This is a genomic window from Rhodovulum sp. DZ06, from assembly GCF_050586345.1.
GTDB lineage: Bacteria > Pseudomonadota > Alphaproteobacteria > Rhodobacterales > Rhodobacteraceae > JBOCEF01.
Map to the genome: position 1 here is coordinate 1 of NZ_JBOCEF010000004.1, position 21,894 is coordinate 21,894.

The window sequence follows — 21,894 nt, forward strand, 5'->3', positions numbered from 1 at the left end:
ATCAGCCCAGGCCCGCTTCCTTCAGCTGGCGGTCGACGCTTTCGGCGAGCATGTCGAGCCCCTCGTCCACCGGGACCCTGGCGGATCCCGGCGGCGCGGGCCGGGCCGGGCGGACCCGGCGCGGGGGCGGGGGCGGGGGACGGCCCGCGCGGACCCGCCCCGCCCGCTCAGCTGACGCCGAGCAGGCGCATCGCGTTCTCCTTGAGAATCAGCGGGCGCACCTCGTCGCGGAACGCCGCCTTCTCGAACGCGCCGAGCCATTTCTCGGGCGAGATCATCGGCCAGTCCGAGCCGAACAGCATCTTCTTCTTCAGCATCGTGTTGGCATAGCGCACGAGGATCTCGGGGAAGTATTTCGGCGACCAGCCCGACAGGTCGATATAGACGTTGGGCTTGTGCTGGGCGACCGAGAGCGCCTCTTCCTGCCAGGGGAAGGAGGGGTGCGCCAGGATGATCGGCATGTCCGGGAAGTCCACGGCCACGTCGTCCATGTACATCGGGTTGGAGTATTTCAGCCGCATCCCGTTGCCGCCGCGCATGCCCGACCCGACGCCGGTCTGGCCGGTGTGGAACAGCACCGGCTTGCCGGTCTCGGCGATGGCCTCGTACAGCGTGTAGGCCATGCGGTCATAGGGGTAGAAGCCCTGCATGGTCGGGTGCAGCTTGAAGCCCTGGATGCCGTGGTTCTGCACCAGGTCCCGCGCCTCGCGCGCGCCCAGCTTGCCCTTGTGCGGGTCGATCGAGGCGAAGGGGATCAGGATGTCCGAATGCTCGGCGCAGGTCTCGGCGACCTCGTAGTTGTTGTAGCGCCGATAGCCGGTCTCCCGCTCCGCATCCACCGGGAAGATCACCGCGGCGATGTTCTGCTCGCGGTAATGGGCCGCCGTCTCGTGGATCGTCGGCGGGTGCTGCCACGGGGCGCCGAAGTATTTCGCCATGGTCGACTGCAGGTCGTCATAGCCGTCATCGGCATGGCAGCCGCAGGGCTCCTCGGCATGGGTGTGGAAGTCGATCGCGCGGACCTTGGAAAAATCGACCATCTCGTGTTTCCCCCTTGGGCGCCTCTGCGGGCGCGGGTTGCGGGCGCGACGCGGCGCGCCCGGTACAGGCGTCAGACCCGGATCACCGCCGGGTCGGCATCGTCGTAAAGCCGCTCGACCATCGCCTTGCGCACGGTCTGCACCTTGCGCGGGTTCAGGTTGCCCTTGGCGGTGATCTCGCCCTCGGTCAGCGAGGGCGGCGCGTCCACCACCAGCAGGCGGGCCACCCTGGTCGAGGACCCGGTGGCGGATTTCGCCAGTTCGGCCAGCTTGGCCGACAGGGTCGCGGCCAGCTTCTCGCCCACCATCGCGCCGTTCCCGTCCGAGGCGCCGTCGAGCGGGTCGGCCGGGAACACCAGCGCGCCGATCTCGTTCCGGTCCTGGCCGCAGATCACCAGGTCATGGGCGACGGGCGCCAGCGCGTCATGCGCCGCGCCGCGCAGCTTGCTCGCATGGACCCAGGTGCCGGTCAGCAGCTTGAAATCCTCGGAGATCCGGCCGTCGAAGCGCAGGCCCCGGTCCATGTCGCCATCATCCACGAAGCGCACCGCGTCGCCGGTGATCATGAAGCCTTCCTCGTCGAAGGTCTCCTTGGTCTTCAGCGCGTCGCGGAAATACCCTTCCATGATGTTCGGCCCGGCGCAGCGCAGCTCCGAGCGCAGCTCGTCATCGGGCAGCAGCTTGATCGTCACGCCCGGCATCGGCACGCCGATGATGCCGGAGGAGGAGATCGGCTCATGCACGATCAGCGTCGCCGGGGCGGTCTCGGTCATCCCCCAGGACGACACCATCAGGGGCGCGTCCCCGCGCACCTCCATCGCCATGTCCTCGAGCGCGTGCCACACGTCCTGCGGCAGCGAGGCGCCGGCATAGAGCATCAGGTCGAGGTTCTCGAAATACTTCCGGCGCAGCCCCTCGTCCGTCTTCATCGCCTCGACCTGCTTGGCGAAGGCGACGGGGACGTTGAAGCTGATCGTGCCGGGCTTCATCGCAAGGTTCTCGAGGCTGCGCTTGAACCCGTCGGGGGTCGGCTTGCCGTCGTCGACATAGATCGACCCGCCATTGGCGAGCATCATGTTGAAGTTGTGCGAGCCGCCGAAGACGTGGTTCCAGGGCAGCCAGTCGAGGATCCGCGGCGGGCGTTCGCGCAGGAACGGGAACACCGAGGCGATCTGGGCCTGGTTCACGCACATCATCTTCTGCGTCGTGCGCACGCCCTTGGGCGCGCCGGAGGAGCCGGAGGTGAACAGCACTTTTGCAAGGGTGCCCGGGCCGACGGCCGCATGCAGGGTCGACGCCTTGCCCGCGTCGCCATTCGCCTTCAGGTCCGAGAGCGCGGTCGCGCCGGTCGCCCCGGGCTTCGCGGCGATCTTCTCCACCCCGTCCAGCTGCGGCAGGGCCAGCGCGTCGGCATAGGGATCGGCGTCATACACGAACACCGCGCCGGGCTGCATCATCTCCAGCACGTGCTGGAGGCGGTGATGGGCGCCGGGGATCAGCGAGTACTGCTCGGCCACCGGCGAGAAGGGCGCGCCGATATACTGGCAGGCGAGCGAGACCAGCGCGTGGTCGACCCCGTTGCCCGACAGCGCGCAGACCGGCTTGTCCGGGCCGATGCCATGGGCGGCGAGGCCGGCGGCCAGCGCCTGCACCTCCTCCAGCGCCGCGGCGTAGCTCACCTCGCGCCAGCCCTCCCCGTCGCGCTCGGCGATGAAGACGCGCTCCGGGGCCTCGGCCGCCCAGTGGCGCAGCATGTGCAGCGTGGTCTCGAAGACCGGGCCCAGGGGCACGTCCGAGCGCAGCAGGATGCTGCCGTCGGCGCGGTCCTCGCGGGTCACGGACTGGGGGATGAGCCCCTCGGTGCGGTGCTTTACGACGCGGGTCGTCATGGCGGCGTCTCCTCCCAAAGGTCGGCCGGTATGGGGGCGGGGCCGCCTTGGCGCGGCCCTCGGTTGTCTCGGGTCCCGGATCCCGGGTCCGTCTTGCGGCGCGGGGCCGGGATCAGCCCGCCGCGGCCTCGATCTTCGCCAGCATGGCGTGAAGCCGGGCGCGCTCCTCCTCGTCCAGCCCGGCCAGCATCCGCGCCTCGTGCGCGCGGCAGGCGGCCATCGCCTGTTCGCCCAGCCGCAGCCCGGCGAGGGTCGCGCGCAGCGCATAGGTGCGCCGGTCGGTCGGCACCTTGTTGCGGGTGATCAGGTCGCGGCCTTCCAGTTCGTCGATCATCAGCACCACGCCCGACCGTTCGATGGACAGGGCCGCGGCCAGCTGGCTCTGGGTCATGTCCGGCCGGTCGATGATCAGCATCAGCGCCGAGAAGGTGGCGATGCGCAGCTCGAACGGCGCGAGGGTGGCGGTGAAATCCGACTGGATCGCCATGTAGGCCCGCTTGAGGGCATAGCCGGTGAAGCCGCGCAGGGCGGCGTCGCCCGGCGCGTCGGCGGCGGCGTCGGCCTGGGTGCGGCGGCGTGCCATGGCGTGCTCCTCTCGTCGGGGGGACGCGGCGGGGTGGGGGGGGAGCCACCCGCGCGCGGGATCAGTTGAACTTCGGCTGGCGTTTCTCGAGGAACGCCTTCAGGCCCTCCTCGGCGTCCGGGCCGGTCTGGGTCAGCGCGGCGCACAGGCTCTCGGTGAACAGCCCGTCGACGCGGGACATGTCATTGATGCGGCTGATGCCGTGGATCATCGTGTAATTGCACAGGCTGGAGTTGTCGGCGATCTTGTTCGCCAGCTCCATCGCCAGCGGCAGCGCCTCGCCCATGCCGACGCTGTAATGGCACAGGCCCAGCGCCAGCCCCTCGTCCGCGCCGTATTTGCGGCCCGTCAGCATCATTTCCGTCATCCGGTCGGGGCCGAGGATGCGGCCCACGCGGGCGGTCGCGCCGCCGCCGACGAAGATGCCCCGGCGCCCCTCGGGGAGCTGGAAGATCACGTCCGGCTCGGCGATGCGCACATGGGTCGAGGTCGCCAGCTCCAGCCCCCCGCCGATCACCGCGCCGTTCATCGCCGAGACCACCGGCAGGCCGCCGAACTGGATCTTGTCCATGATCACGTGCCAGGCGCGCGAATGGCGCATCGTGCCCTCGGCATCGCGCGAGACGTGCTGCGCGAGGTCCAGGCCCGAGCAGTAATGCCCCTCGACCCCGGTCAGCACCGCGGCCTTCACCCCCTCGGGCGGGGCCGAGAAGAAGGCGTCGATCTCGTGCAGCAGCTGGTCGCACATGGCGTTGCGCTTGCCGGGGCGGTTCATGGTCAGGACCGCGATCCGGTCCTGGATTTCGATGTCGAGCATCGGCGCGCCGGTGGTGGCGGTCATGCGAAGTCCTCCCGGGGATCTCTTGCCGCGGGGGCGCGCCCCACGCATGCTGCGGCCCCTGCATGGGGGACCGGTTTCCTGCGCGGCATGATATGGGGGATAATTGTTATGTCAATTTACAATATGTCTCCCCTTGCAAACCGCCGCGCGCCCCCCGCGCCGTCCGGTCGCGATTGGTTCACCATGCCCCCCTAGCATGAGGCGCCGACGGGCTTCATGATCGGCCCGCGGCGCGCGATCCGGCGGCCGCGACCCGGCCAGAAAGGACGGAGGGGACGAGTATGAGCCTTGAGAGATACACCGTGTTCGGCGCGGTCTGGGCGGGGGCGCTGGTCGCGCTGATCCTGTCGATCTTCTGGACCTGGATGCTGGCGCCCGCGGCGGCGCTGATCGCGCTCGGGCTGCTCGGGATCAAGGACCTGGTGCAGGAGCGGCACGCGCTGCTGCGCAACTATCCCGTCATCGGCCACATGCGCTGGCTGTTCGAAGGCATCCGCCCCGAGATCCGCCAGTACCTGATCGAAAGCGACCAGGACGAGGAGCCGTTCAGCCGCGAGGCCCGCTCCATCGTCTACCAGCGCGCCAAGGGGGTCGAGGACAAGCGCCCCTTCGGCACCCAGCAACGGGTCTATGATTCGGGCTATTCCTGGCTCACCCATTCCGTCGTCGGCTGCCACCCCGAGACCTGGGATTTCCGGGTGAAGATCGGCGGGCCGGACTGCAAGCAGCCCTATGACGCCTCGATCTACAACATCTCGGCCATGAGCTTCGGCGCCCTCTCGGCCAACGCCATCGCGGCGCTGAACAAGGGCGCGAAGATGGGCGGCTTCGCCCATGACACCGGCGAGGGCGGGATCAGCTGCTACCACAAGGCCAATGGCGGCGACCTCGTGTACCAGGTCGGCACCGGCTATTTCGGCTGCCGCGACGCCGAGGGGCGGTTCGACCGGGAGAAATTCCGCGAAACCGCCGCCCTGCCGCAGGTGAAGATGATCGAGCTGAAGCTCAGCCAGGGGGCCAAGCCGGGCCATGGCGGGATGCTGCCCGCGGCCAAGATCACCCCCGAGATCGCCGAGGCCCGCGGCGTGCCGATGGGCGTCGACTGCATCAGCCCCGGCGGGCATTCGGCCTTCTCCACCCCCACCGGGATGATGGAATTCCTCGGCGAGCTGCGGGAGCTTTCGGGCGGCAAGCCGGTGGGCTTCAAGTTCTGCGTCGGCCACCGGCGCGAGCTGATGTGCATGGTCAAGGCGATGCTGGAGACGGGGATCGTCCCGGACTTCATCGTCGTCGACGGGGCCGAGGGCGGCACCGGCGCGGCGCCGCTGGAATTCTCCAACCATATCGGCACGCCGATGGTCGAGGGGCTGACCTGGGTCCACAACACCCTGCGCGGCGCGGGGCTGCGCGACCGGGTGCGGATCGGGGCCGCGGGCAAGCTGGTGACGGCCTTCGACATCGCGCGGACCTGCGCGCTGGGGGCGGACTGGTGCAACTCGGCCCGCGGGTTCATGTTCGCCATCGGCTGCATCCAGGCCCAGGCCTGCCACACCAATGCCTGCCCCACCGGGGTGGCGACGCAGGACAAGCTGCGCCAGCGCGCGCTGGTGGTGGGCGACAAGGCCGAGCGGGTGGCGCGGTTCCACGAGAACACGCTGAAGGCGGTGCGCGACATGGTCGGCGCCGCGGGGCTGGAGGACCCGCAGGAGCTGGGGCCGATGCATTTCAACGTGCGCCAGAAGGACGGCGCGGTGGTCACCGGCGACGTGGCCTATCCGCAGCTGCCGATCGGCTGCCTGGTGCGCGGGGATTGCGACGATCCCGGCTATGGCGACCGCTGGGCCCGCGCCCGCGCCGACAGCTTCGCCCGGGTGGACTGAAGCGCGCCCGGGAGACCTCCGGGGGGAGGAGGCGCCCGCTCAGGGGGGCCATGCCCCCCGTTCGCGGCCGCCGGGCGGCTGGGCGCCGCCCACGCGCGCCGATCCGACGCTTCGCCACCGGGCGCGACGGCGCGGGGCGCGCGAGGCGCGGCCGAGCGGGAGGGCCCGTCCCTCCCCGAGGCCGCGCCTGCCCCGCGGAGCCGCGGCCGCCTGGCGCCCGGCCCGGGGCGCGCGCCTTACGCCCCCGCCAGCCGCAGCCCGGCGCCGGTCCGCCGCGCGATCCGCTCCAGCCGCAGGCCCTGCGCCGCGGCGATCTCGGCGCTGATGCCTAGACCCAGCCCGTGCCCCTCGGCCCCGCCCGCGGTGCGCGCGACCCGGGCGCCGGGGGTCAGCGCCTGCTCCCACTCCGCCGCGCCCAGGCCGGGGCCGAGGTCATGCACCTCGAAATCCACCTTCCCGCCGCGCCGCCGCGCGCCGACCAGCACCTTGCCGCCCGACCCGCCGTATTTCAGCGCGTTGGAGACGAGGTTGCTCAGCACCCGCATGGTCTTCAGCGGATCGGCCGACAGCGGGGCCGAGCAGGGGATCACCCGAAGCTCCACCCCCCGCGCGGCGGCGTCGGCGCCGAACATGTCCGCCAGCGGCGCCAGAACCCGGTTCGCATCGGCGCCCAGGGGGCGGGACGCGGGGGGGCAACGCTCGGGCGGGGACAGGGGGGCGTCGGCGGCCTCCCCCTCCGCCCCCGCCGCCCCTGCCGCGGCGCCCGCAGCCGCACCCGCCGCCGCACCCGCCGACCCAACCCTCGCGCCCGCCGCCGGCGCGTTCTCCAGCTCGGCCGCCAGGATCCCCTCCAGGTAGGCGAAGCTGCGCTCGATCATCTCGCGCCGCGCGGGGTCGGGGGCGGCCGCGCCGCCCATCGCCTCGGCCTGGAGCGTCATGCGCAGCGCGTGGATCGGCTGGCGCAGGTCATGCGCCGTCTCGGCCGCCCGCCGCCCGGCCCGGCGCGCGGCCTCCATCGCGTCCCGGTGCTGCGCCTCGATCCGCGTCAGCCGCCCCTGAAGCTCCAGTGCATCCGCCATCGCCGCGTTGCGCAGCCGCAGGGTCCGCGTATGCGCCCGCCGCAGCTGCTGGTAGCGATCCACGATGGCGGTGGCGAGCATCAGCGCCTCGAACACCGTCACCGCCCGGATCAGGTCGAACACCAGGTCCCGCGGCAGCGACAGCCCCAGCGGCAACGAGGCCGCCATCGCCGTCCCCGAGGCGGTCACCGCCGCCCAGCCGAGCAGGAAGAACCGCACCTCGCGCCAGCGCCCGCGCCCCGCCGACAGCCCGGCCAGGAGGTACAGGAGCGGCGCGAAGGACGCGATCGCCGTGCTGGTCATCTTCAGCGTCTGCGTGTCCATCACCGCCGACAGCAGCACCTGCGCCGCCGACGCCGCCACCAGCCCCAGCAGCGCGAGGTCGATCCACAGCCGCCAGCCCATCGCGCGCAGGAAGGCGCGCACGTAAAGCGCGCTCGCCGCCGTCGCGAGGCAGCCCAGCGGCAGCGAGGCGTAGCCGTTGAACCGCGGCGCATCAGGCCAGAGGTGGTGGAAGGTCGCCCCGTCCATATGCGCGATATAAAGCGCCAGCGACCCCGCATAGGCCGAGAAATAGATGAACACCCCCTGCCGGGTCAGCCCCGCCGCCAGCAGGCCCACCGCCGCCAGCATCCCCATCATCCCGTAATAGGCGTAGCTGCGCGCCGATTGCGCCGCCAGCGTGCGCAGGAAATCGTTCTGCCGCAGCAGCTGCATCGGCATCCCCGTGGCGCCGCCGGACCAGTAGCTGATCCACAGGACCGCCTCCTCCCGCGGCTCGAGCGTGAAGCGCGCGGCGACCCGGTCGACGGCGAGGGGGCGGGTCTCGAACCCGCTGTCCTCGTCCTGCGCCACCAGCGCCTCCACCGCCCCGTCTTCATGCTCGATGGCGATGGTCAGGCCCTGGAAGAAGTTGATGTTGGTGTCGAGCACCCAGGTCCGGCGCGCGTCCTCGGCGCTCTGCAGCGGCAGGCGCAGCCAGATCAGGTCCTTGATCGGGCCGAAATTCGGCCGCCCGCCCGGGGTCGGGGCGAAGGCGCCGGCTTGCGCGGCGGCCTGCGCCTCGGGCAAGGTCATGGACCGGGTGGGGTCCAGCAAATGCGACAGCGCGCCGGAGAGGCTGGCGGGCGACGCCTCTCCCGCCAGGACCAGCGGCGCGGTCTGCGCGGCTGCGCCCGCGCCCGCCCCGCCCTGCTGCGCGCCCGCGATCCCCGCGGCCAGCAGCGCCCAGACAAGGACCAGCGCCGCCGCCGCGCGGCGCGGGACCGCCCCCGCCCCCGCTCCGCGCCGGAGCCGATGAAGGACCCCGCCCATGTCACTCGCCCCCTGGCGCACGGTGATCGCGGATGACCACCAGCTGATGCTCTCGGGCGTGCGGGCGATGCTCGAAGCCTCGGGGCGGGTCGAGGTGGTGGCGACCGCCGCCGACGGGCTCGCCGCCATCGCGGCGGTGAGCCGCGAGAAACCCGACCTCGCGATCCTCGACCTCGCCATGCCCCATGCCAACGGGATGGAGGCGTATCTCGAGGCCCGGCGCTGGTCGCCCGGCACCCGCTTCGTGCTGTTCTCGGGCGCGCTCACCCCCGCCGCCGCGGCGGCGCTGGCCGAGGAAGGCGTCAGCGGGCTGTTCCTGAAGACCGGCGACCCGGAGGAGCTGATCCGCGCCCTGCCGCGGATCATGCAGGGCGGGCAGGTGTTCTCCGCCGCCGCGCAGGGGCTGCTGGAACAGGCGGCGGCGGCCGAGGGGCTGACGGCGCGCGAATTGCAGATGCTGCAGGCCGTGGCCCGCGGCGCCACCAATGCGCAGGCGGCCGAGACGCTGGGGATCAGCCCCAAGACGGTGGACAAGCATCGCACCAACCTCATGCGCAAGCTCGGGGCCCATTCGACGGCCGAGCTGGTGATGACGGGCGTCCGGCTCGGCCTGCTCCAGGCCGACGGAACGCACGAGGGATGAGCATGGGGGCGCCACCCCCCGCTGGGCAAGCGGCCCCCGCGCCCGCGGGGCAAGCGCGGGGCGGCGGCCCCGTCGCCGTGCCGTCGCCGCGGACCGAGGCGGAGCGGCTCACATGGCTCGGCGCCGCCATGTATCTGCTGATGCAGTCCGACCTGCACCGCCCGCTGCGGCTGGCGGATGCCGAGGCGCTGTTCGTGGTCCCCGCGACGCTGGGGCAGGCGCGGCTCTACGCCGTGGGGCCGCGGCCCGTCGGCCTCGTGACCTGGGCCTGGTTCACGGAAGGAGCCGAGGCGGCGCACCTGGAGGGCGAGCGCGCCGTGGCCCCCGAGGAGTGGCAGGGCGGGGACCGCCTGTGGTTTCCCGATTTCGTCGCCCCGTTCGGTCATCTCGCCTCCATCGTGCGCGCGTCGCGCGACGTGATCCCGCGCGGCGCCGTCGGCCGCGGCGCCCGGCGCGCCCCGGACGGGTCGGTGCGCCGGATCCAGGTGTTCCGGCCGCTTGCCGGCGCCTGAGCGCCTGAAATCACCTTTCCAGACCAGGGTCTTGGGCAAAATGGGGTGATCGCCCCATACAGCGCCGCGCGCTTCGTCGGCATCTTCACACCATCAACGGCGGGTTTCGCCGGATCGATTGGTCAGTGAAGAGATTGAAGGAGCGGAGTCATGGGAAGCACGGTCAAGGCGCTGAGCCCTTACAAGTACGGCAACAACAGCGGCAACTACATCACGGGCTACCTGCCCTATAACAACATCAAGGGTTATGGCGGCAACGACACCCTGAAAGGCTACGGCGCCACCAACTACCTCTATGGCGGCTCGGGGCACGACAAGCTCTATGGCTATGGCGGGTACAACAAGCTCTATGGCGGCTCGGGCAACGACTACGTCTACGGCGCCGGGGTCACCAACCGGCTGTATGGCGAGAGCGGGAACGACCACCTCGTCGGCAAGGGCGCGACCAACCACATGTATGGCGGGACCGGCGCGGACAAGCTGCAGGGCTGGGGCGCCTGGAACCACATGGACGGCGACAGCGGCAATGACAGCCTCTACGGCTACGGGACCTACAGCCGGATGTATGGCGGGACCGGGGACGACTACCTCTATGCCCGCGGCGCCACCAACCACATGTATGGCGAGGACGGGAACGACCGGTTCCACGCGGTCGGCATCTGGAACAAGGCCGATGGCGGCGCCGGGCATGACACGATCTACGCCGCGGGTGCGACCAACTTCCTCTATGGCGGGTCGGGGAACGACACGCTGACCGCCGCGGGCGCCTGGAACCAGGCCGAGGGCGGGACCGGCGACGACCACATCAAGGGGACCGGCGCGGTCAACATCCTGAAGGGCGGCGACGGGAACGACCTGATCGAGGCGATCGGCGGCGTGAACACCGTCAACGGCGACGCCGGGAACGACACGATCAAGGGGATCGGCGGCGTCAACGTGCTGAACGGCGACGCGGGGAACGACCGCATCATCGGCGTGGGCGGCGTGAACACCGCGTTCGGCGGCGCCGGCGACGACGTGATGGAGGCCGCGGGCGGCGCCAACGTGATGTTCGGCGGGACCGGGAACGACCGGATGATTGCGGGCGGCCTCGGCAATTCCCAGTCGGGCGAGGATGGCGACGACACGCTGATCGCCATCGGCGGCGGCAACTCGCAGTGGGGCGGCGCGGGCGAGGACACGATCATCGCCGTGGGCGGCACGAACCTTCAGTGGGGCGGCGCGGGGAACGACCTGATCGGCGCGCTCGGCCAGTACAACGTGCAGTCGGGCGGCGCGGGCGACGACGTGATGGTTGGCGCGGGCCAGTGGAACATCCAGACGGGCGACGAGGGCGCGGACGTGATGTTCGGCGTCGGGTCGTCCAACGTGCAGATCGGCGGCGCCGGGGCGGACTGGCTGATCGGGACCGGCGGGCTCAACGTCCAGCATGGCGGGACCGGCGGTGACACGCTGCTGGCCGCGGGGATGGCCAACCTGCAGGTCGGCGGCTCGGGCGATGACTGGGTGATCGGCGCCGGGCGCGGCAACGTGCAGTTCGCCGACAACTTCTTCTCCGCCGTGCCGGAAGGCGCGCTCCCCGAGGGGATCGAGGCGGTGCTCGACCTCGCAGACGGGCTGTTCGGAGATGAAGAGACGGGGAGCAACGTCATGCTCGCCGGCGGGCAGGGCAACCTGCAGATCGGCGGCGCGGGGCAGGACGTGCTGCTGGGCGCCGGGATCCAGGGCGGCAACGTCCAGGTCGCGGGCGGCGGGGACGACGTGCTGGTCGGCGGCGGGCGCGGCAACGCGCAGTTCGGCGGCGACGGCGACGACTTCCTGGCCGGGATCGGTGAGGTGAACGTCCAGCATGGCGGCCATGGCGACGACGTGCTGCTCGGCGTCGCCCGCGGCGCCAAGGCCGGGGTCAACCTCCAGATGGGCGATGAGGGCACGGACCTGATGCTCGGCTGGGCCGGGGTGAAGCCGAAGGAGGCGGAGGAGGGCGCCGAGGGCGAACCCGAGGTGGCGTCCGAGCGGGTGACGATTTCCGACCAGGTCGGGCAGGTCGCGCAGCTCTTCACCTTCCTCGGCGGCGACGCCGACACCGCGCAGGCCGCCGTCGAGGTCGCCAACGCCTATGACCGCGTCGGCGAGATCGGCGAGAACGTGATCGCCGCCTGGGAGGACCTCTCCGCCGCGATCAACGTGCAGATGGGCGGCGCGGACGGGGACCTCGCCATCGCCGAGGGCGCCTTCGCGGTGCAGCTGGGCCAGGAAGGGGACGACGTGTTCCTCTCGGGCGGCGACTTCAACTTCCAGTTCGGCGGGACCGGATCGGACCTGTTCCTCGCCTCCTCGGGCCATCTGAACTTCATGTTCGGCGGCGAGGGCACGGACTGGATCGTCGACAAGTGGGTCTACGGCTCCTTCCTCGCGCAGGAGGTCGCCGGGGACCTGGTGGACGGGCTGGCGGACATCGCCAACGCCGTGATCGCGCCGGTCGAGACTGCGGTCGACGCCATCACCGGGCTGGCCGACGACATCGCCGCGCTGAACCCGCTGAACGAGGTGCAGGAGGCTGTCGAAAGCGCGGTGACGGAGACCGCCTCGCTGCTGAAGCTGGACGATTTCCTCTCCTTCACCGGGACGCAGTATATCGGCGGCGCCGGGGCGGACGTGCTCGGGGCCGGCTCGGCCGGGGGCGACCTGGTCGGGGGCCTCGGGGATGACACCTACCTCTACACCTTCGGCTTCGGCGGCGACCACGTGGTCGACGAGGCGGGGCTCGACGCCTTCCGCAACTGGGGCGAGCTGCTGGGCCTCGGGGACGGGATGCTCGACGAGATGACCGGCGGGGCCGGGGGCCAGGACGTGCTCGAGCTGCGGGCCTGGGGCGGGATCTATGACCTGTCGATCGAGGACCTGAGCTTCACCATCGACGAGGGGACCGACCTGCTGGTCGCCTTCGACGGCGTCGCCTCCTCCGGCTCCATCCGCCTGCGGAACATGGACGACGCGGATGCGCGAATCGAGACGCTGCGGGTCGTCGGGACCGATGGCTATGTCGATTACGACATCGGCGCGGCCTGGGAGAGCGGCGACTGGGACATGCTGGAGTTCATCGAGCACGCGGGCGAGGCGACGGCGACCGAGCTCTATTTCGCCGAGCAGAACCCCGACTGGCTCGGGACCGTCGGCGCCGGCTTCTCGAACATCCCCTTCGCGGAGGAAGCCGCGGGCCTCGCGCTCTCCGCCGTGGACGGGCTGGTGGACATCGTGGCGCCCGACGCGCCGAACCTGGAGGCGCTCATGTAACGGATCATCGGAACGCGAGGCCGCGGTCCGGGCTCCGCTCTCAATGCCGGATCGCGGCGTCGCTGCGGGGGTCTCGTCGGGAACGACGGGGCCCCTTTTCGCGGGCGGGCGCCGGGACGCCGGGGGAACGCGAAAGGGCCCCGCGGGATGGCGGGGCCCTGTCCTGCGACGGGGGGCGAGGGGGGGGCCGGCCTCGGGGGGCGTGAAGCCCCCGCTCGGCCGCCCGCGCCGCAGCCCTGCGGGCGCGGCGGGCGCCCCGCTCAGCCGAAGGCGGCGGAGAGCATGCGGAAGGCGGTGATCCCGAGGAACAGCGCGAAGGCGCGCTTGACCCAGATCGGGTCGACCGCGTGGGCCAGCCTGGCGCCGTAAGGGGCGCAGAAGGTGGTCACCGGCAGGATCAGCAGCGCCGCGGGGACCGAGACGTAGCCGAGCGACAGCGGCGGGCGGTCCGGCACGCCCCAGCCCGCGATCACGAAGCCGATGGCCGCGGGGACGGCGATGACGAAGCCGAAGGCCGCCGCCGTGCCCACCGCCCGGCGGATCGGGTAGGAGAAGGCGGCCAGGATCGGCACCGACAACGTGCCGCCGCCGATGCCCATCAGCGCCGAGAGCCCGCCGATGAAGGTGGCGATCCCGCCCTGCCCGGCGCGCGAGGCGGGCAGCGACTGCGCCACCACCAGCGTCTTCGGGGTCGCGAGGTTCGCCGCCACCAGCAGCGCGATCACGCCGAAGATCGCCTTCAGCCCCGCCGGGTCGATGAACTTGGCCCCGAGCCCCCCCGCCAGCGCGCCGAAGGCCATGAACGGCGCCCAGCGGCGCAGCAGGTCGGCATCCACCCCGCCCTTCTTGTGATGCGCCCGGGCCGAGCTGATCGAGGTCGCGACGATGGTCGCCAGCGAGGTCGCCACCGCCATGTGCATGGACAGCGCCGGGTCGAACTTCACCAGCGTGAACAGCCAGAACAGCGCGGGCACGATGACGATGCCGCCGCCGACGCCGAGGAGGCCGGCCAGCAGACCCCCCAGGACCGAGGCGGCGAGCAGCCCGCCCACGAGGGCGGCGATCTCGGCGGTGGAATAGGCGTCCATGGCGGCTCGGCTCCAGCATCAGTCAGCAGCAAGTAAGGGGTCCTTAGCAGGGGCCGCCCCCGGGACGCCAGCGTCGCGGGACGGGTTTCCGCGCAGCGGCGCCGCCCCCCGCGCCGGGGCGGCGCGGGGGACGCCGGGGGGGGGAGCGCATGGAGGCGGCCCCGGGACCCAGGCCGGGTCCGCCGGGCGCGCCCGCGGCGCAGGCCGGGCGCACCGGCGACGTCCCGGGCGCCGCGCCCCGCCCCCGTTCGCCGCGCCCCGCGCCAGGCGCCCGCGCGCCCCGGCGCGCGCGGCCCGGCGAACGGGGGGCTCGTCCCCCCTGAGGCGGGCCGCCCCCGGGCAGCGCGGGCGCAGCGCAGAGCGACGGCGCGATCCGGGCCGCCTCCCCCGCCCGGCCGCCGCCGCCCCCGGCGGCGCCTCACCCCGAAAGCCGCTCGCGCAGCGCCGTCTTCAGCACCTTGCCGTAATTGTTCTTGGGCAGCGCATCGACATGCAGATACCGCTTCGGCCGCTTGAACCGCGCGATCTGGCTGCGGCAATGCGCGTCCAGCGTCGCGACCGCGGCCTCGGCCCCCGGCGCGGCGACCACGAAGGCGACCACCTCCTCGCCCCAGTCCGGGTGCGGGGCGCCGACCACCGCGACCTCCGAGACCTCGGGATGGGTCAGCAGCGCCTCCTCCACCTCGCGCGGATAGATGTTGGTCCCGCCCGAGATGATGAGATCCTTGCTGCGGTCCTTCAGCGTCAGGAACCCGTCCGCGTCCAGGACCCCCACGTCGCCGGTGCGCAGCCAGCCGTCCTGCAGCGCCGACGCCGTCGCCTCGGGCGCCTGCCAGTAGCCCGGCATGACGGGGGCGCCGCGCACCATCACCTCGCCCGCCTCGCCCACCGGCAGGGGGCGCCCGGCCTCGTCGCCGATCCGCACCTCCACGCAGGACATCGCCCGCCCGACGGACCCGAGCCGCACTGCCCGCCGCGGGTCGTCGCGATCGGCCACCACCTCGCGCGGCAGGGCGGTGATCGACATCGGCGCCTCGCCCTGGCCATAGATCTGCACGAAGCGCGGGCCCAGCACGTCCAGCGCGTCCTCGATATCCGCCACGTACATCGGCCCGCCGCCATAGACGATGGTGCGGATCCCCTCGCCCGTCGCGCCGCGCGCCTTCGCCTCCGCCACCAGCCGGTGGACCATGGTGGGCGCGGCGAAGAAATGCACATCCCCCAGCCGCGGGGCCAGCTCCAGGATCTCCCCCGGATCGAAGCCGCCGCTGTCGGGCGCGCAGTGCCGGGCGCCGCGGATCACGTGCATGAAGTTGTACAGGCCCGCGCCATGGGACATCGGCGCGGCATAGAGGATGCAGTCCGTCGCGTGCACCTCGTCCACGTCGACGAAATAGGTCAGCGCCGCGGCCTCGATCATCCCGGCGGTGATCATCACCCCCTTGGGCCGCCCGGTGGTGCCGGAGGTGTAGAACAGCCAGGCCAGCGCGTCCCGCGACATCTCCTGCGGGGCCGCGAGGGGCGCGTGGGCGGCCATCGCCTCGTACTCGCCGCCCCCCGCCTCGATCAGCTTCAGCTCGGGCGCCGCGGCGGAAAGCTCCTCGGTCAGCTCCTCGGACACGAAGGCGACGCCCGCCCCGGCATGGGCGGCGATCCACGCCGCCTCCTTCGCGTGCAGCTTGGCGTTGACCGGCACGGCGGCGGCCCCGGCGGCCCAGATGCCGTACATGGCTTCGAGGTATTCGACCCGGTTCTTCATCACCACGGCCACCCGGTCGCCCGGAACCACGCCGCGCGCCGCCAGCGCCGCGCCGATGGACAGCGCGCGGGCCGCGAAGGTCTCGTAATCGGCGACCTGTTTGGCGCCGCGCAGAAGCGCCGGCGCCTCGGGGCGCAGCGCGGCGGTGCGGACAAGCCATAGCGCGGGGTTCATGCGCCCCCCTTCCGGCCGCATGGGATCATGACGTCGCCTCCCTGACGGTTTCGTTCATCCCCCGCAGGCTGCAACGCCGGGGGCCGGAGGGAAAGCCCCAACGGGGGGAAAGCCGGCGGGGGAGACGCCGGCGGGGGCGCCTCAGCCGTCGATCGACAGCGCCAGCACCCGGCTGATCGCGGCGAAGGGGCGGCCCGTTTCCGCCGCCCAGCCGTCGAAGGCCGCCTGCACCGCCGCCTGCGCCTTTTTCGAGGTGGGCGGCCCCGCGATCACCCCCTCGGCCGCCAGCCGCGCGGTCACGTCGGGCGACAGGACCCAGCCGTCGCGCCCCATCTCGCGCATCGCGCGGGCCCCGGCGAGGCCGCCGAGCCGCCCGCCGCGCGTCTTCAGCATCGCCAGCAGCCCCGCATAGTCCGCGGCGGGCCAGTCGGCGAAGACCGCCCCCGCGCCGCCCTGCGCCTCGAGCGCCTGCAAAAGCGCGGCGTTGGCCTGCACGGCGCCGATCTTGGCCCCGTTGCGCACGATTCGCGAATCGCAGAGGAGCGCGTCGAGCTCCGCCTCGCCCATCCCCGCGCACCAGTCGATGTCGAAGCCGTGGAACGCCGCTTCGAAGCCCGGCCACTTGGCGTCGATCACGGACCAGGAGAAGCCCGCCTGGAACACGCAGCGGGTCATGCAGGCCAGCCAGCGATCGGCGGGAATGGCACGGAGCGCGGCGGCGGGTTTCGGAACCGGCAGAAGGGCTTCCACCGCCGCGGGGCCGCCATGGCGGTCGGCGGCGATGGCGAAGATCTCCTCGAAACGGCGCATGGCGGGTCCTTTCGGCGGCGGGGTGCGGCCCGGGGATGGCGGCCCGGATTGGGACATGGGCGGGGGCGGCGCGCAAGCGCGGGGACCTGTCCGAATGCGCAAGGGACCCATCCCTCCGCTGCGGGCGCGGGGGCGCGCGCTTAACCCGGATGAAAGCGCGCGGCCCCATTCTGCACCCCGGGTGAAGCAAGGGGTGTTGCGTAATGGGCTACGCTGCGTCGCGCGGGATCGCGCAGGACGGGCTGCAGGTTTGCGGCTCGGGGGATGACATCAACCACATCGGGTCGGACGGGATCGCGGCGGCGGAGCTGTCGGCGTGGTCCGAGGACCTTGCGCGCGAATGCGCCGAGGCGGCCCGGGCGACCGAGCAGGCGGCCTGGGACGCCGACCGAAACGCCGACCGAAACGCCGACCGGGACGCCGCGCGCGCCGGGGCGGGCGCCGTCGCCGCGCTGGCGGGGGCGATGGACGCGGTGCAGCCGGGCGCGGTCCCGGCGCGCCTGCGCCTGCCCGCCGGGCTGCGCTCCAATGCCGGGCGCGCGCTGGCGGCGGCGGCGGCCTGCCTCGGCGGCCTCTGGCTGGCGCGCGAGCGGTTGGCCGAGGTCGACGGCGACGCCTTCCTCGCCGCCCTCGGGGGCGTCGCGCCCTGGGCGATGGCGCTGGCCTGCGTGGCGGGGCTGCTCTCGCATCTCGCCGCCGCCGGGTATGACGCGCAGGCGATGAAACGGCTGGGACGCGCGATGCCGGTGGGGGATTCCCTGCGCGGCGGCTTCGCGGCGGTGGCGATCTCGCAGGCGCTGGGGCTGGGGCTGCTGACCGGCACGGCGGCGCGCTGGCGGATGCACCGCGGCGCGGGCATGGGCGCGGGCGAATGCGCGGCCCTGTCCGGCGCGGTCAGCCTCGGGTTCTACATGGGCCTCGCCGTGCTGGCGGGGCTGGCGGCGCTGCTGGCGCCGGGGATGCTGTCGGCGGCCACGGGGGCGTCCGAGGGCGACCTGCGCGCCGCCGCGCTGCTGGGCTTCGCCGCGGCGCTGGGCGCGGGGATCGCGCTGCGCCGGGCGCCCGCGCTGCACGTGGGCGGGCGCAGGCTGACCCTGCCGGACGGGGGCTGGCTGCTCGGGGCCGCGGCGCTGACCGCCGCCGACCTGGTCCCCGCGGCGCTGTGCTTCTGGCTGCTGCTGCCCAATCCGCCGGGCTTCGCGGAATTCGCCGTGGTCTATGCCGCCGCCATCGCGCTGGCGCTGGCCACCGGCGCCCCGGGCGGCGTCGGCGCGTTCGAGGCGGTGATGCTCGCCGCCTTCCCCTCGCAGCCCGCCGCCGAGATGGCCGCGGCGCTGCTCCTCTACCGCGCGGCCTTCCATGGCCCGGCGGTGCTGGTCGGGCTGCGGCTGCTGGCGCGGGCGCCGAAAGCGGCCCCGGCCAAGGCCGATGCGGCCCTGCGCGCGCGGATCTCGGCGGTGCTGGAGGCGGCCGAGCGGGCCGAGGCCGCGCTGGTTCTCTCGGGCGACAAGCACGTGGTCTTCGACCCCACCGGCCGCGCCTTCGCCATGTATGGCGTGATCGGCGGCTGGCGGGTGATGCTGGGCGACCCGCATGGCCCGCGCGAGGCCTGGGACGGCGCCTGGGCGGCGATGCAGGCGGGCGCGGCGGCGGAAAAGCGCCGCGTCGCGGTCTACAAGGCCGAGGACGCCGACTTCTGGGCCCGGCACGGCATGGCGCTGCAGCCGCTGGGCGAGGAGGCGCTTGTGGATGCCGCCGGGTTCACCCTCGACGGCCCCGAGCGGCGCGAGCTGCGCCGCAAGCTGGCCAAGGCGAAGAAGGCGGGGGTCGAGGTGACGCTGCACGCGCCCGGCGCCGTGCCGCTGGACGACCTGCGCCCGGTGGCGCGGGCCTGGGCGGCGGCCCGCGGCGGCGAGCGGCGGTTCTCGATGGGCGCCTGGGACCCGGCCTTCCTCGCGCGGCACCACGTGGTCGTGGCGCGGGTCGGCGGCGCGGCGGTGGCGTTCCTGAGCCTCTGGCGCTCCGGCTCCGGCGCCGAGTGGTCGGTGGACCTGATGCGCCAGCTGCCGGAGATCCCGGACGGCGCGATGCACGCGCTGATCGCCGCGGGGATCGGGGCGGCGCGGGACGCGGGGGCCGAGCGGTTCAACCTGTGCATGGCGCCGCTCTCGGGGCTGGACGAGGCCGGGGGGCCGTTCTCGAAGGCGCTGGGGGCGTTCTATGCCCGCAGCAAGGCGGGCAAGGGGCTGCAGGGCCTGCGCCGGTTCAAGGAAGGGTTCCGCCCCGACTGGTCGGTGCGCTGGCTGGCGACGCCGCGGCGGCGGGACATGCCCGGCGCGCTCTGGGCCGCGACGCGGCTGGTGCACGGGGCGGCGCAGTCGGTCCCGGCGCCCGAGCTGGCGCCGCGGGCGCCGGAGGCGGCGATGCCCGGCGCGACCGGGTTCGCGCTGATGCGCGGCGAGGGCGCCGGCGACCGGGCGGCGCGGCGGCGGCTGGCGGCGCTGCTGTCGGGGCGGGTCCCGGCGGGGGCGATGCGCGCGGCGGTCTCGGCGGCGCCGCGGCTGCGGGCGCGGGCCCGGCCGGTGGCGCGCGAGGGCGGCGCGGCGGCCCCGCTGCGCCGGGCGCTGCTGCGGCGGGTCGGGCGGGGCTGAGGCCGCCCGGGCCGGATGGGACGAAACGGGGGGCGTCGGCCTTGGGTCGGCGCCCCTTTTCCATGCGATATGGCGTCGGGGGCCGGGGTGCGGGCGGCGACCGCCGCCCGGCGCGCGCGAATGCGGGGCATCGCCCCCCTGGGCGCGCGCCGCCCGCGCAACGAATGCGGCCGTCCTCGGGGAGGGCCACGCCCTCCCGCTCGGCCGCCCGGCCGCGCCCCCACCGGCCTCGGCGTGGGCGAGGACGCCTGCGCCGGGCGCGGCGCGCTCCGACCCCCGCCCCGGCGCGCCCCCGCCTCAGCGCGAGAGCTTCACCGGCTCGCCATGCGGCGTCGCCGCGTAGGCCGCCGCCCAGGCCGCCTTCATCGCGCGAAGCTCCTTCGCCTCCGCCGCGCCCTTTTCCTCGAGCAGCGCCTCCAGCGTCTCGAGCCAGGCCATGAAGTAATCCTCGCCCCCGTCCAGCGGCCCCTGCGCGGCGCCGTTGCGGGCCAGCGTGGCGCCGAAGGCCTCGGCCCATTCCGGCCAGGCGAAACGCCCCGCCTCGGACAGCGCCACGGTCAGCGCGAAGACCTGGGCGTGCCACGGCTCCTCGAACCGGCCCGGCGCGAAGGGATCGGCGGCGGCGGCTGCGTCGGCGGAGGCGCTCATTCCACCGCCTCGAGATAGCTCTCCCACAGGTCCAGCGTCACCTCGTCCCCGGCCCGCCCGGGATCGCCCCAGAGGTCGGCGGCGTCGAAGACGAGCGTATAGAGCGGCTCCGGCGCCTCGCCGAGCCGGTGGGCCGAGGCGTCGGGGAACACGTGCGATCCGTGGCGGGCGATCACCGTGCCGACATGCCCCGCGGCATAGGCGGGAAGGCGGGTGTGGCCGCCCTCGACCAGCGTGTTGCGCGCCGGAAGCCGGGTGCGGACCCGCGCGCCGACGGCGAAGCGCGGGTCGGGGCCGGGCCGGACATAGGGCGATCCGGCGGCCATGGCCGGGGCCACCCGCTCGGGCGCCAGGCGCTTCGGATGCGGTTCGGCGGCGGGGGCCGCCTTCCCGGCGGCCAGCTCCTCGCGCGTCACCAGCCCGGCATCGACCAGCAGGTCGGCCAGCCCGGCCAGCCATTTCTCGTAATAGGAAAAGCCCGCGTAATCCGTCGGCGCCAGCGCCTCGCGGAAGAAGCGGGAGCGGTCGATGGACCAGGCCCCCAGCCCCCCCGCCGCCACGGTCACCGCGCAGGCGCGGGCGTGCCAGTCGGTGGCGAAGACGGGTTCGTCCGCCGGGCCGGGCGTCACCGGGCCGTCGCCGAACCGCCCGCCCATGTCATGCGCGCGGGTCATGCCGAGGCCTCCGCGGGCGAGAGCGGCAGGCCCGTCCCGATCATCGAATCGCGGGTGACGAGGGCGGCGAGGCGCGCCTCGTCCCACCCCTCGGTCCCCGCGGGGCGCATCGGGATCACCAGGTAGCGCACCTCGGCCGTCGAATCCCAGACGCGGATCTTCGTCTCCTCCGGCAGGGTCACGCCGAACTCGGCCAGAACCCCGCGCGGGTCGCGCACCACGCGGGCGCGGTAGGCGTCGGACTTGTACCAGCCCGGCGGGATCCCCAGCAGGCCCCACGGGTAGCAGGAGCAGAGCGTGCACACGACCATGTTGTGCCGCTCCGGCGTGTTCTCGGCGATCATCACGTGCTCGGCCTGGCGCCCGCCAAGGCCCATCCCCGCGATCACCCCCGAGGGGTCGGCGCGCAGGGCCTCGAGGAACGCCGGGTCCGCCCAGGCCTTCGCCACCACCGAAGCGCCGCCCTGCGGGCCGATGCGGTTCTGGTAGAGGTCGATGATCTCGTCCACCGCCTTCGGGTCGACGAGGCCCTTGTCGGCCAGGATGGTCTCCAGCGCCTTCACCCGCAGGGCGGGGTCCGAGGGCAGGAGCGTGTGCGGGTGGTCGTGGTGATGATCGTGGGGCATGGCGCGAATGCTGCCGCCGGGCGCGGGCGCTGTCCAGCGGCATCTCGGGGCGGCGGCCCGGCGCGCGCGCGCGTGATCGCCGTCTTGATCTCCGCCCTGGCCGCGGGGACCGGGCGGACAGGGCGGGTTTCGCCGCGCGCGGCCGCCCCGAACCGCGCCCCGAACCACGCCCGGCAACGCCCTCCGAACGCCCGCCCTTCCGCGCCCTCCCGCGCCCCCCATACGCCCTCCCGCGCCCCCCATACGCCCTCCCGCGCCCCCATACGCCTTCCCGCGCGCGCGAGGATCGACTTTCCCGCCCCCCCGTGACAAACGGAAAGCCCGGTTTCGTTCCCGCCCCGCGCCCGACGCCTGACGCCCGTCGCCCAACGCCCCGAGGCCCCGCC

General features: G+C 73.4%; 16 protein-coding genes. 5 read left to right on the plus strand and 11 right to left on the minus strand.

What is annotated here, in order from left to right; translation table 11 throughout:
* Positions 1-167: 167 nt before the first annotated feature.
* From ACQ5SO_RS02825 to ACQ5SO_RS02840, 4 genes are all read right to left on the minus strand, one after another.
* Positions 168-1,040, minus strand: a complete 873-nt coding sequence (locus tag ACQ5SO_RS02825; protein WP_430940056.1) for an amidohydrolase family protein — start codon at positions 1,038-1,040, stop codon at positions 168-170.
* 71 nt (positions 1,041-1,111) lie between these two features.
* On the minus strand, positions 1,112-2,929 hold the full coding sequence (locus ACQ5SO_RS02830; RefSeq protein WP_430940057.1) for a feruloyl-CoA synthase: 1,818 nt from the start codon (positions 2,927-2,929) through the stop codon (positions 1,112-1,114).
* Positions 2,930-3,041: 112 nt separating this feature from the next.
* Positions 3,042-3,512: a MarR family winged helix-turn-helix transcriptional regulator gene (locus ACQ5SO_RS02835; protein WP_430940058.1), complete on the minus strand. Its 471-nt coding sequence runs from the start codon at positions 3,510-3,512 to the stop codon at positions 3,042-3,044.
* A 61-nt stretch (positions 3,513-3,573) separates the two neighbouring features.
* Entirely contained in the window at positions 3,574-4,353 is a 780-nt protein-coding gene (locus ACQ5SO_RS02840; protein ID WP_430940059.1) for a crotonase/enoyl-CoA hydratase family protein, read from the minus strand.
* Positions 4,354-4,634: 281 nt separating this feature from the next.
* On the opposite strand from ACQ5SO_RS02840, the gene ACQ5SO_RS02845 reads away from it, so the two are divergent.
* Positions 4,635-6,233: an FMN-binding glutamate synthase family protein gene (locus ACQ5SO_RS02845; protein WP_430940060.1), complete on the plus strand. Its 1,599-nt coding sequence runs from the start codon at positions 4,635-4,637 to the stop codon at positions 6,231-6,233.
* A gap of 236 nt (positions 6,234-6,469) precedes the next feature.
* On the opposite strand, the gene ACQ5SO_RS02850 is transcribed toward ACQ5SO_RS02845, so the two are convergent.
* On the minus strand, positions 6,470-8,626 hold the full coding sequence (locus ACQ5SO_RS02850) for a sensor histidine kinase (RefSeq protein WP_430940061.1): 2,157 nt from the start codon (positions 8,624-8,626) through the stop codon (positions 6,470-6,472).
* On the opposite strand from ACQ5SO_RS02850, the gene ACQ5SO_RS02855 reads away from it, so the two are divergent.
* The 3 genes from ACQ5SO_RS02855 to ACQ5SO_RS02865 all read left to right on the plus strand — a co-directional run bounded on the left by ACQ5SO_RS02855 (position 8,625) and on the right by ACQ5SO_RS02865 (position 13,078).
* On the plus strand, positions 8,625-9,269 hold the full coding sequence (locus ACQ5SO_RS02855; protein ID WP_430940062.1) for a response regulator: 645 nt from the start codon (positions 8,625-8,627) through the stop codon (positions 9,267-9,269). The two genes, ACQ5SO_RS02850 and ACQ5SO_RS02855, sit on opposite strands and share 2 nt — an antisense overlap.
* Positions 9,270-9,346: 77 nt before the next feature.
* A complete protein-coding gene (locus ACQ5SO_RS02860) occupies positions 9,347-9,781 on the plus strand; it encodes a toxin-activating lysine-acyltransferase (protein ID WP_430940063.1) in 435 nt (144 codons plus the stop codon).
* Positions 9,782-9,931: 150 nt separating this feature from the next.
* The gene (locus ACQ5SO_RS02865) at positions 9,932-13,078 is read left to right on the plus strand and encodes a calcium-binding protein (RefSeq protein WP_430940064.1); all 3,147 of its coding nucleotides are present in this window, start codon (positions 9,932-9,934) and stop codon (positions 13,076-13,078) included.
* A 260-nt stretch (positions 13,079-13,338) separates the two neighbouring features.
* Here the strand turns inward: ACQ5SO_RS02865 and ACQ5SO_RS02870 are convergent, their stop codons facing one another.
* The 3 genes from ACQ5SO_RS02870 to ACQ5SO_RS02880 form a co-directional block, all read right to left on the minus strand.
* Positions 13,339-14,166 (minus strand): sulfite exporter TauE/SafE family protein, encoded by an 828-nt coding sequence (locus tag ACQ5SO_RS02870; protein ID WP_430940065.1) that lies wholly within the window; start codon positions 14,164-14,166, stop codon positions 13,339-13,341.
* A 418-nt stretch (positions 14,167-14,584) separates the two neighbouring features.
* Positions 14,585-16,099 carry a class I adenylate-forming enzyme family protein gene (locus ACQ5SO_RS02875; RefSeq protein WP_430940066.1) on the minus strand — a complete coding sequence of 505 codons (1,515 nt, stop codon included), beginning with the start codon at positions 16,097-16,099 and terminating at the stop codon, positions 14,585-14,587.
* A gap of 141 nt (positions 16,100-16,240) precedes the next feature.
* On the minus strand, positions 16,241-16,909 hold the full coding sequence (locus ACQ5SO_RS02880; protein WP_430940067.1) for a DNA-3-methyladenine glycosylase I: 669 nt from the start codon (positions 16,907-16,909) through the stop codon (positions 16,241-16,243).
* Positions 16,910-17,112: 203 nt separating this feature from the next.
* Here ACQ5SO_RS02880 and ACQ5SO_RS02885 point away from each other — a divergent pair, with 203 nt between their 5' ends.
* Positions 17,113-19,560, plus strand: coding sequence for a phosphatidylglycerol lysyltransferase domain-containing protein (locus tag ACQ5SO_RS02885; RefSeq protein ID WP_430940068.1), 2,448 nt, complete (start codon positions 17,113-17,115; stop codon positions 19,558-19,560).
* A gap of 297 nt (positions 19,561-19,857) precedes the next feature.
* Here ACQ5SO_RS02885 and ACQ5SO_RS02890 read toward each other — a convergent pair whose 3' ends face one another.
* The 3 genes from ACQ5SO_RS02890 to nthA are packed head-to-tail and all read right to left on the minus strand — an operon-like array spanning position 19,858 to position 21,508.
* A complete protein-coding gene (locus ACQ5SO_RS02890; protein ID WP_430940069.1) occupies positions 19,858-20,208 on the minus strand; it encodes a nitrile hydratase accessory protein in 351 nt (116 codons plus the stop codon).
* The gene (nthB, locus tag ACQ5SO_RS02895) at positions 20,205-20,882 is read right to left on the minus strand and encodes a nitrile hydratase subunit beta (protein ID WP_430940070.1); all 678 of its coding nucleotides are present in this window, start codon (positions 20,880-20,882) and stop codon (positions 20,205-20,207) included. The genes ACQ5SO_RS02890 and nthB overlap by 4 nt, the downstream gene beginning before the upstream one ends.
* A complete protein-coding gene (gene nthA, locus ACQ5SO_RS02900) occupies positions 20,879-21,508 on the minus strand; it encodes a nitrile hydratase subunit alpha (RefSeq protein WP_430940071.1) in 630 nt (209 codons plus the stop codon). Before nthA ends, nthB begins: the two co-directional genes overlap by 4 nt.
* Positions 21,509-21,894: the final 386 nt, after the last annotated feature.

Coding starts and splice junctions, on each gene's coding strand:
- ACQ5SO_RS02850 (WP_430940061.1), bottom strand. CDS start 8,626: ATGGGCGGGGTCCTTCATCGGCTCCGGCGCGGAGCGGGGGCGGGGGCG.
- ACQ5SO_RS02865 (WP_430940064.1), top strand. CDS start 9,932: ATGGGAAGCACGGTCAAGGCGCTGAGCCCTTACAAGTACGGCAACAAC.
- ACQ5SO_RS02880 (WP_430940067.1), bottom strand. CDS start 16,909: ATGCGCCGTTTCGAGGAGATCTTCGCCATCGCCGCCGACCGCCATGGC.
- ACQ5SO_RS02835 (WP_430940058.1), bottom strand. CDS start 3,512: ATGGCACGCCGCCGCACCCAGGCCGACGCCGCCGCCGACGCGCCGGGC.
- nthA (WP_430940071.1), bottom strand. CDS start 21,508: ATGCCCCACGATCATCACCACGACCACCCGCACACGCTCCTGCCCTCG.
- ACQ5SO_RS02855 (WP_430940062.1), top strand. CDS start 8,625: ATGTCACTCGCCCCCTGGCGCACGGTGATCGCGGATGACCACCAGCTG.
- ACQ5SO_RS02845 (WP_430940060.1), top strand. CDS start 4,635: ATGAGCCTTGAGAGATACACCGTGTTCGGCGCGGTCTGGGCGGGGGCG.
- ACQ5SO_RS02870 (WP_430940065.1), bottom strand. CDS start 14,166: ATGGACGCCTATTCCACCGCCGAGATCGCCGCCCTCGTGGGCGGGCTG.
- ACQ5SO_RS02825 (WP_430940056.1), bottom strand. CDS start 1,040: ATGGTCGATTTTTCCAAGGTCCGCGCGATCGACTTCCACACCCATGCC.
- ACQ5SO_RS02840 (WP_430940059.1), bottom strand. CDS start 4,353: ATGACCGCCACCACCGGCGCGCCGATGCTCGACATCGAAATCCAGGAC.
- ACQ5SO_RS02830 (WP_430940057.1), bottom strand. CDS start 2,929: ATGACGACCCGCGTCGTAAAGCACCGCACCGAGGGGCTCATCCCCCAG.
- ACQ5SO_RS02885 (WP_430940068.1), top strand. CDS start 17,113: ATGGGCTACGCTGCGTCGCGCGGGATCGCGCAGGACGGGCTGCAGGTT.
- ACQ5SO_RS02875 (WP_430940066.1), bottom strand. CDS start 16,099: ATGAACCCCGCGCTATGGCTTGTCCGCACCGCCGCGCTGCGCCCCGAG.
- ACQ5SO_RS02890 (WP_430940069.1), bottom strand. CDS start 20,208: ATGAGCGCCTCCGCCGACGCAGCCGCCGCCGCCGATCCCTTCGCGCCG.
- nthB (WP_430940070.1), bottom strand. CDS start 20,882: ATGACCCGCGCGCATGACATGGGCGGGCGGTTCGGCGACGGCCCGGTG.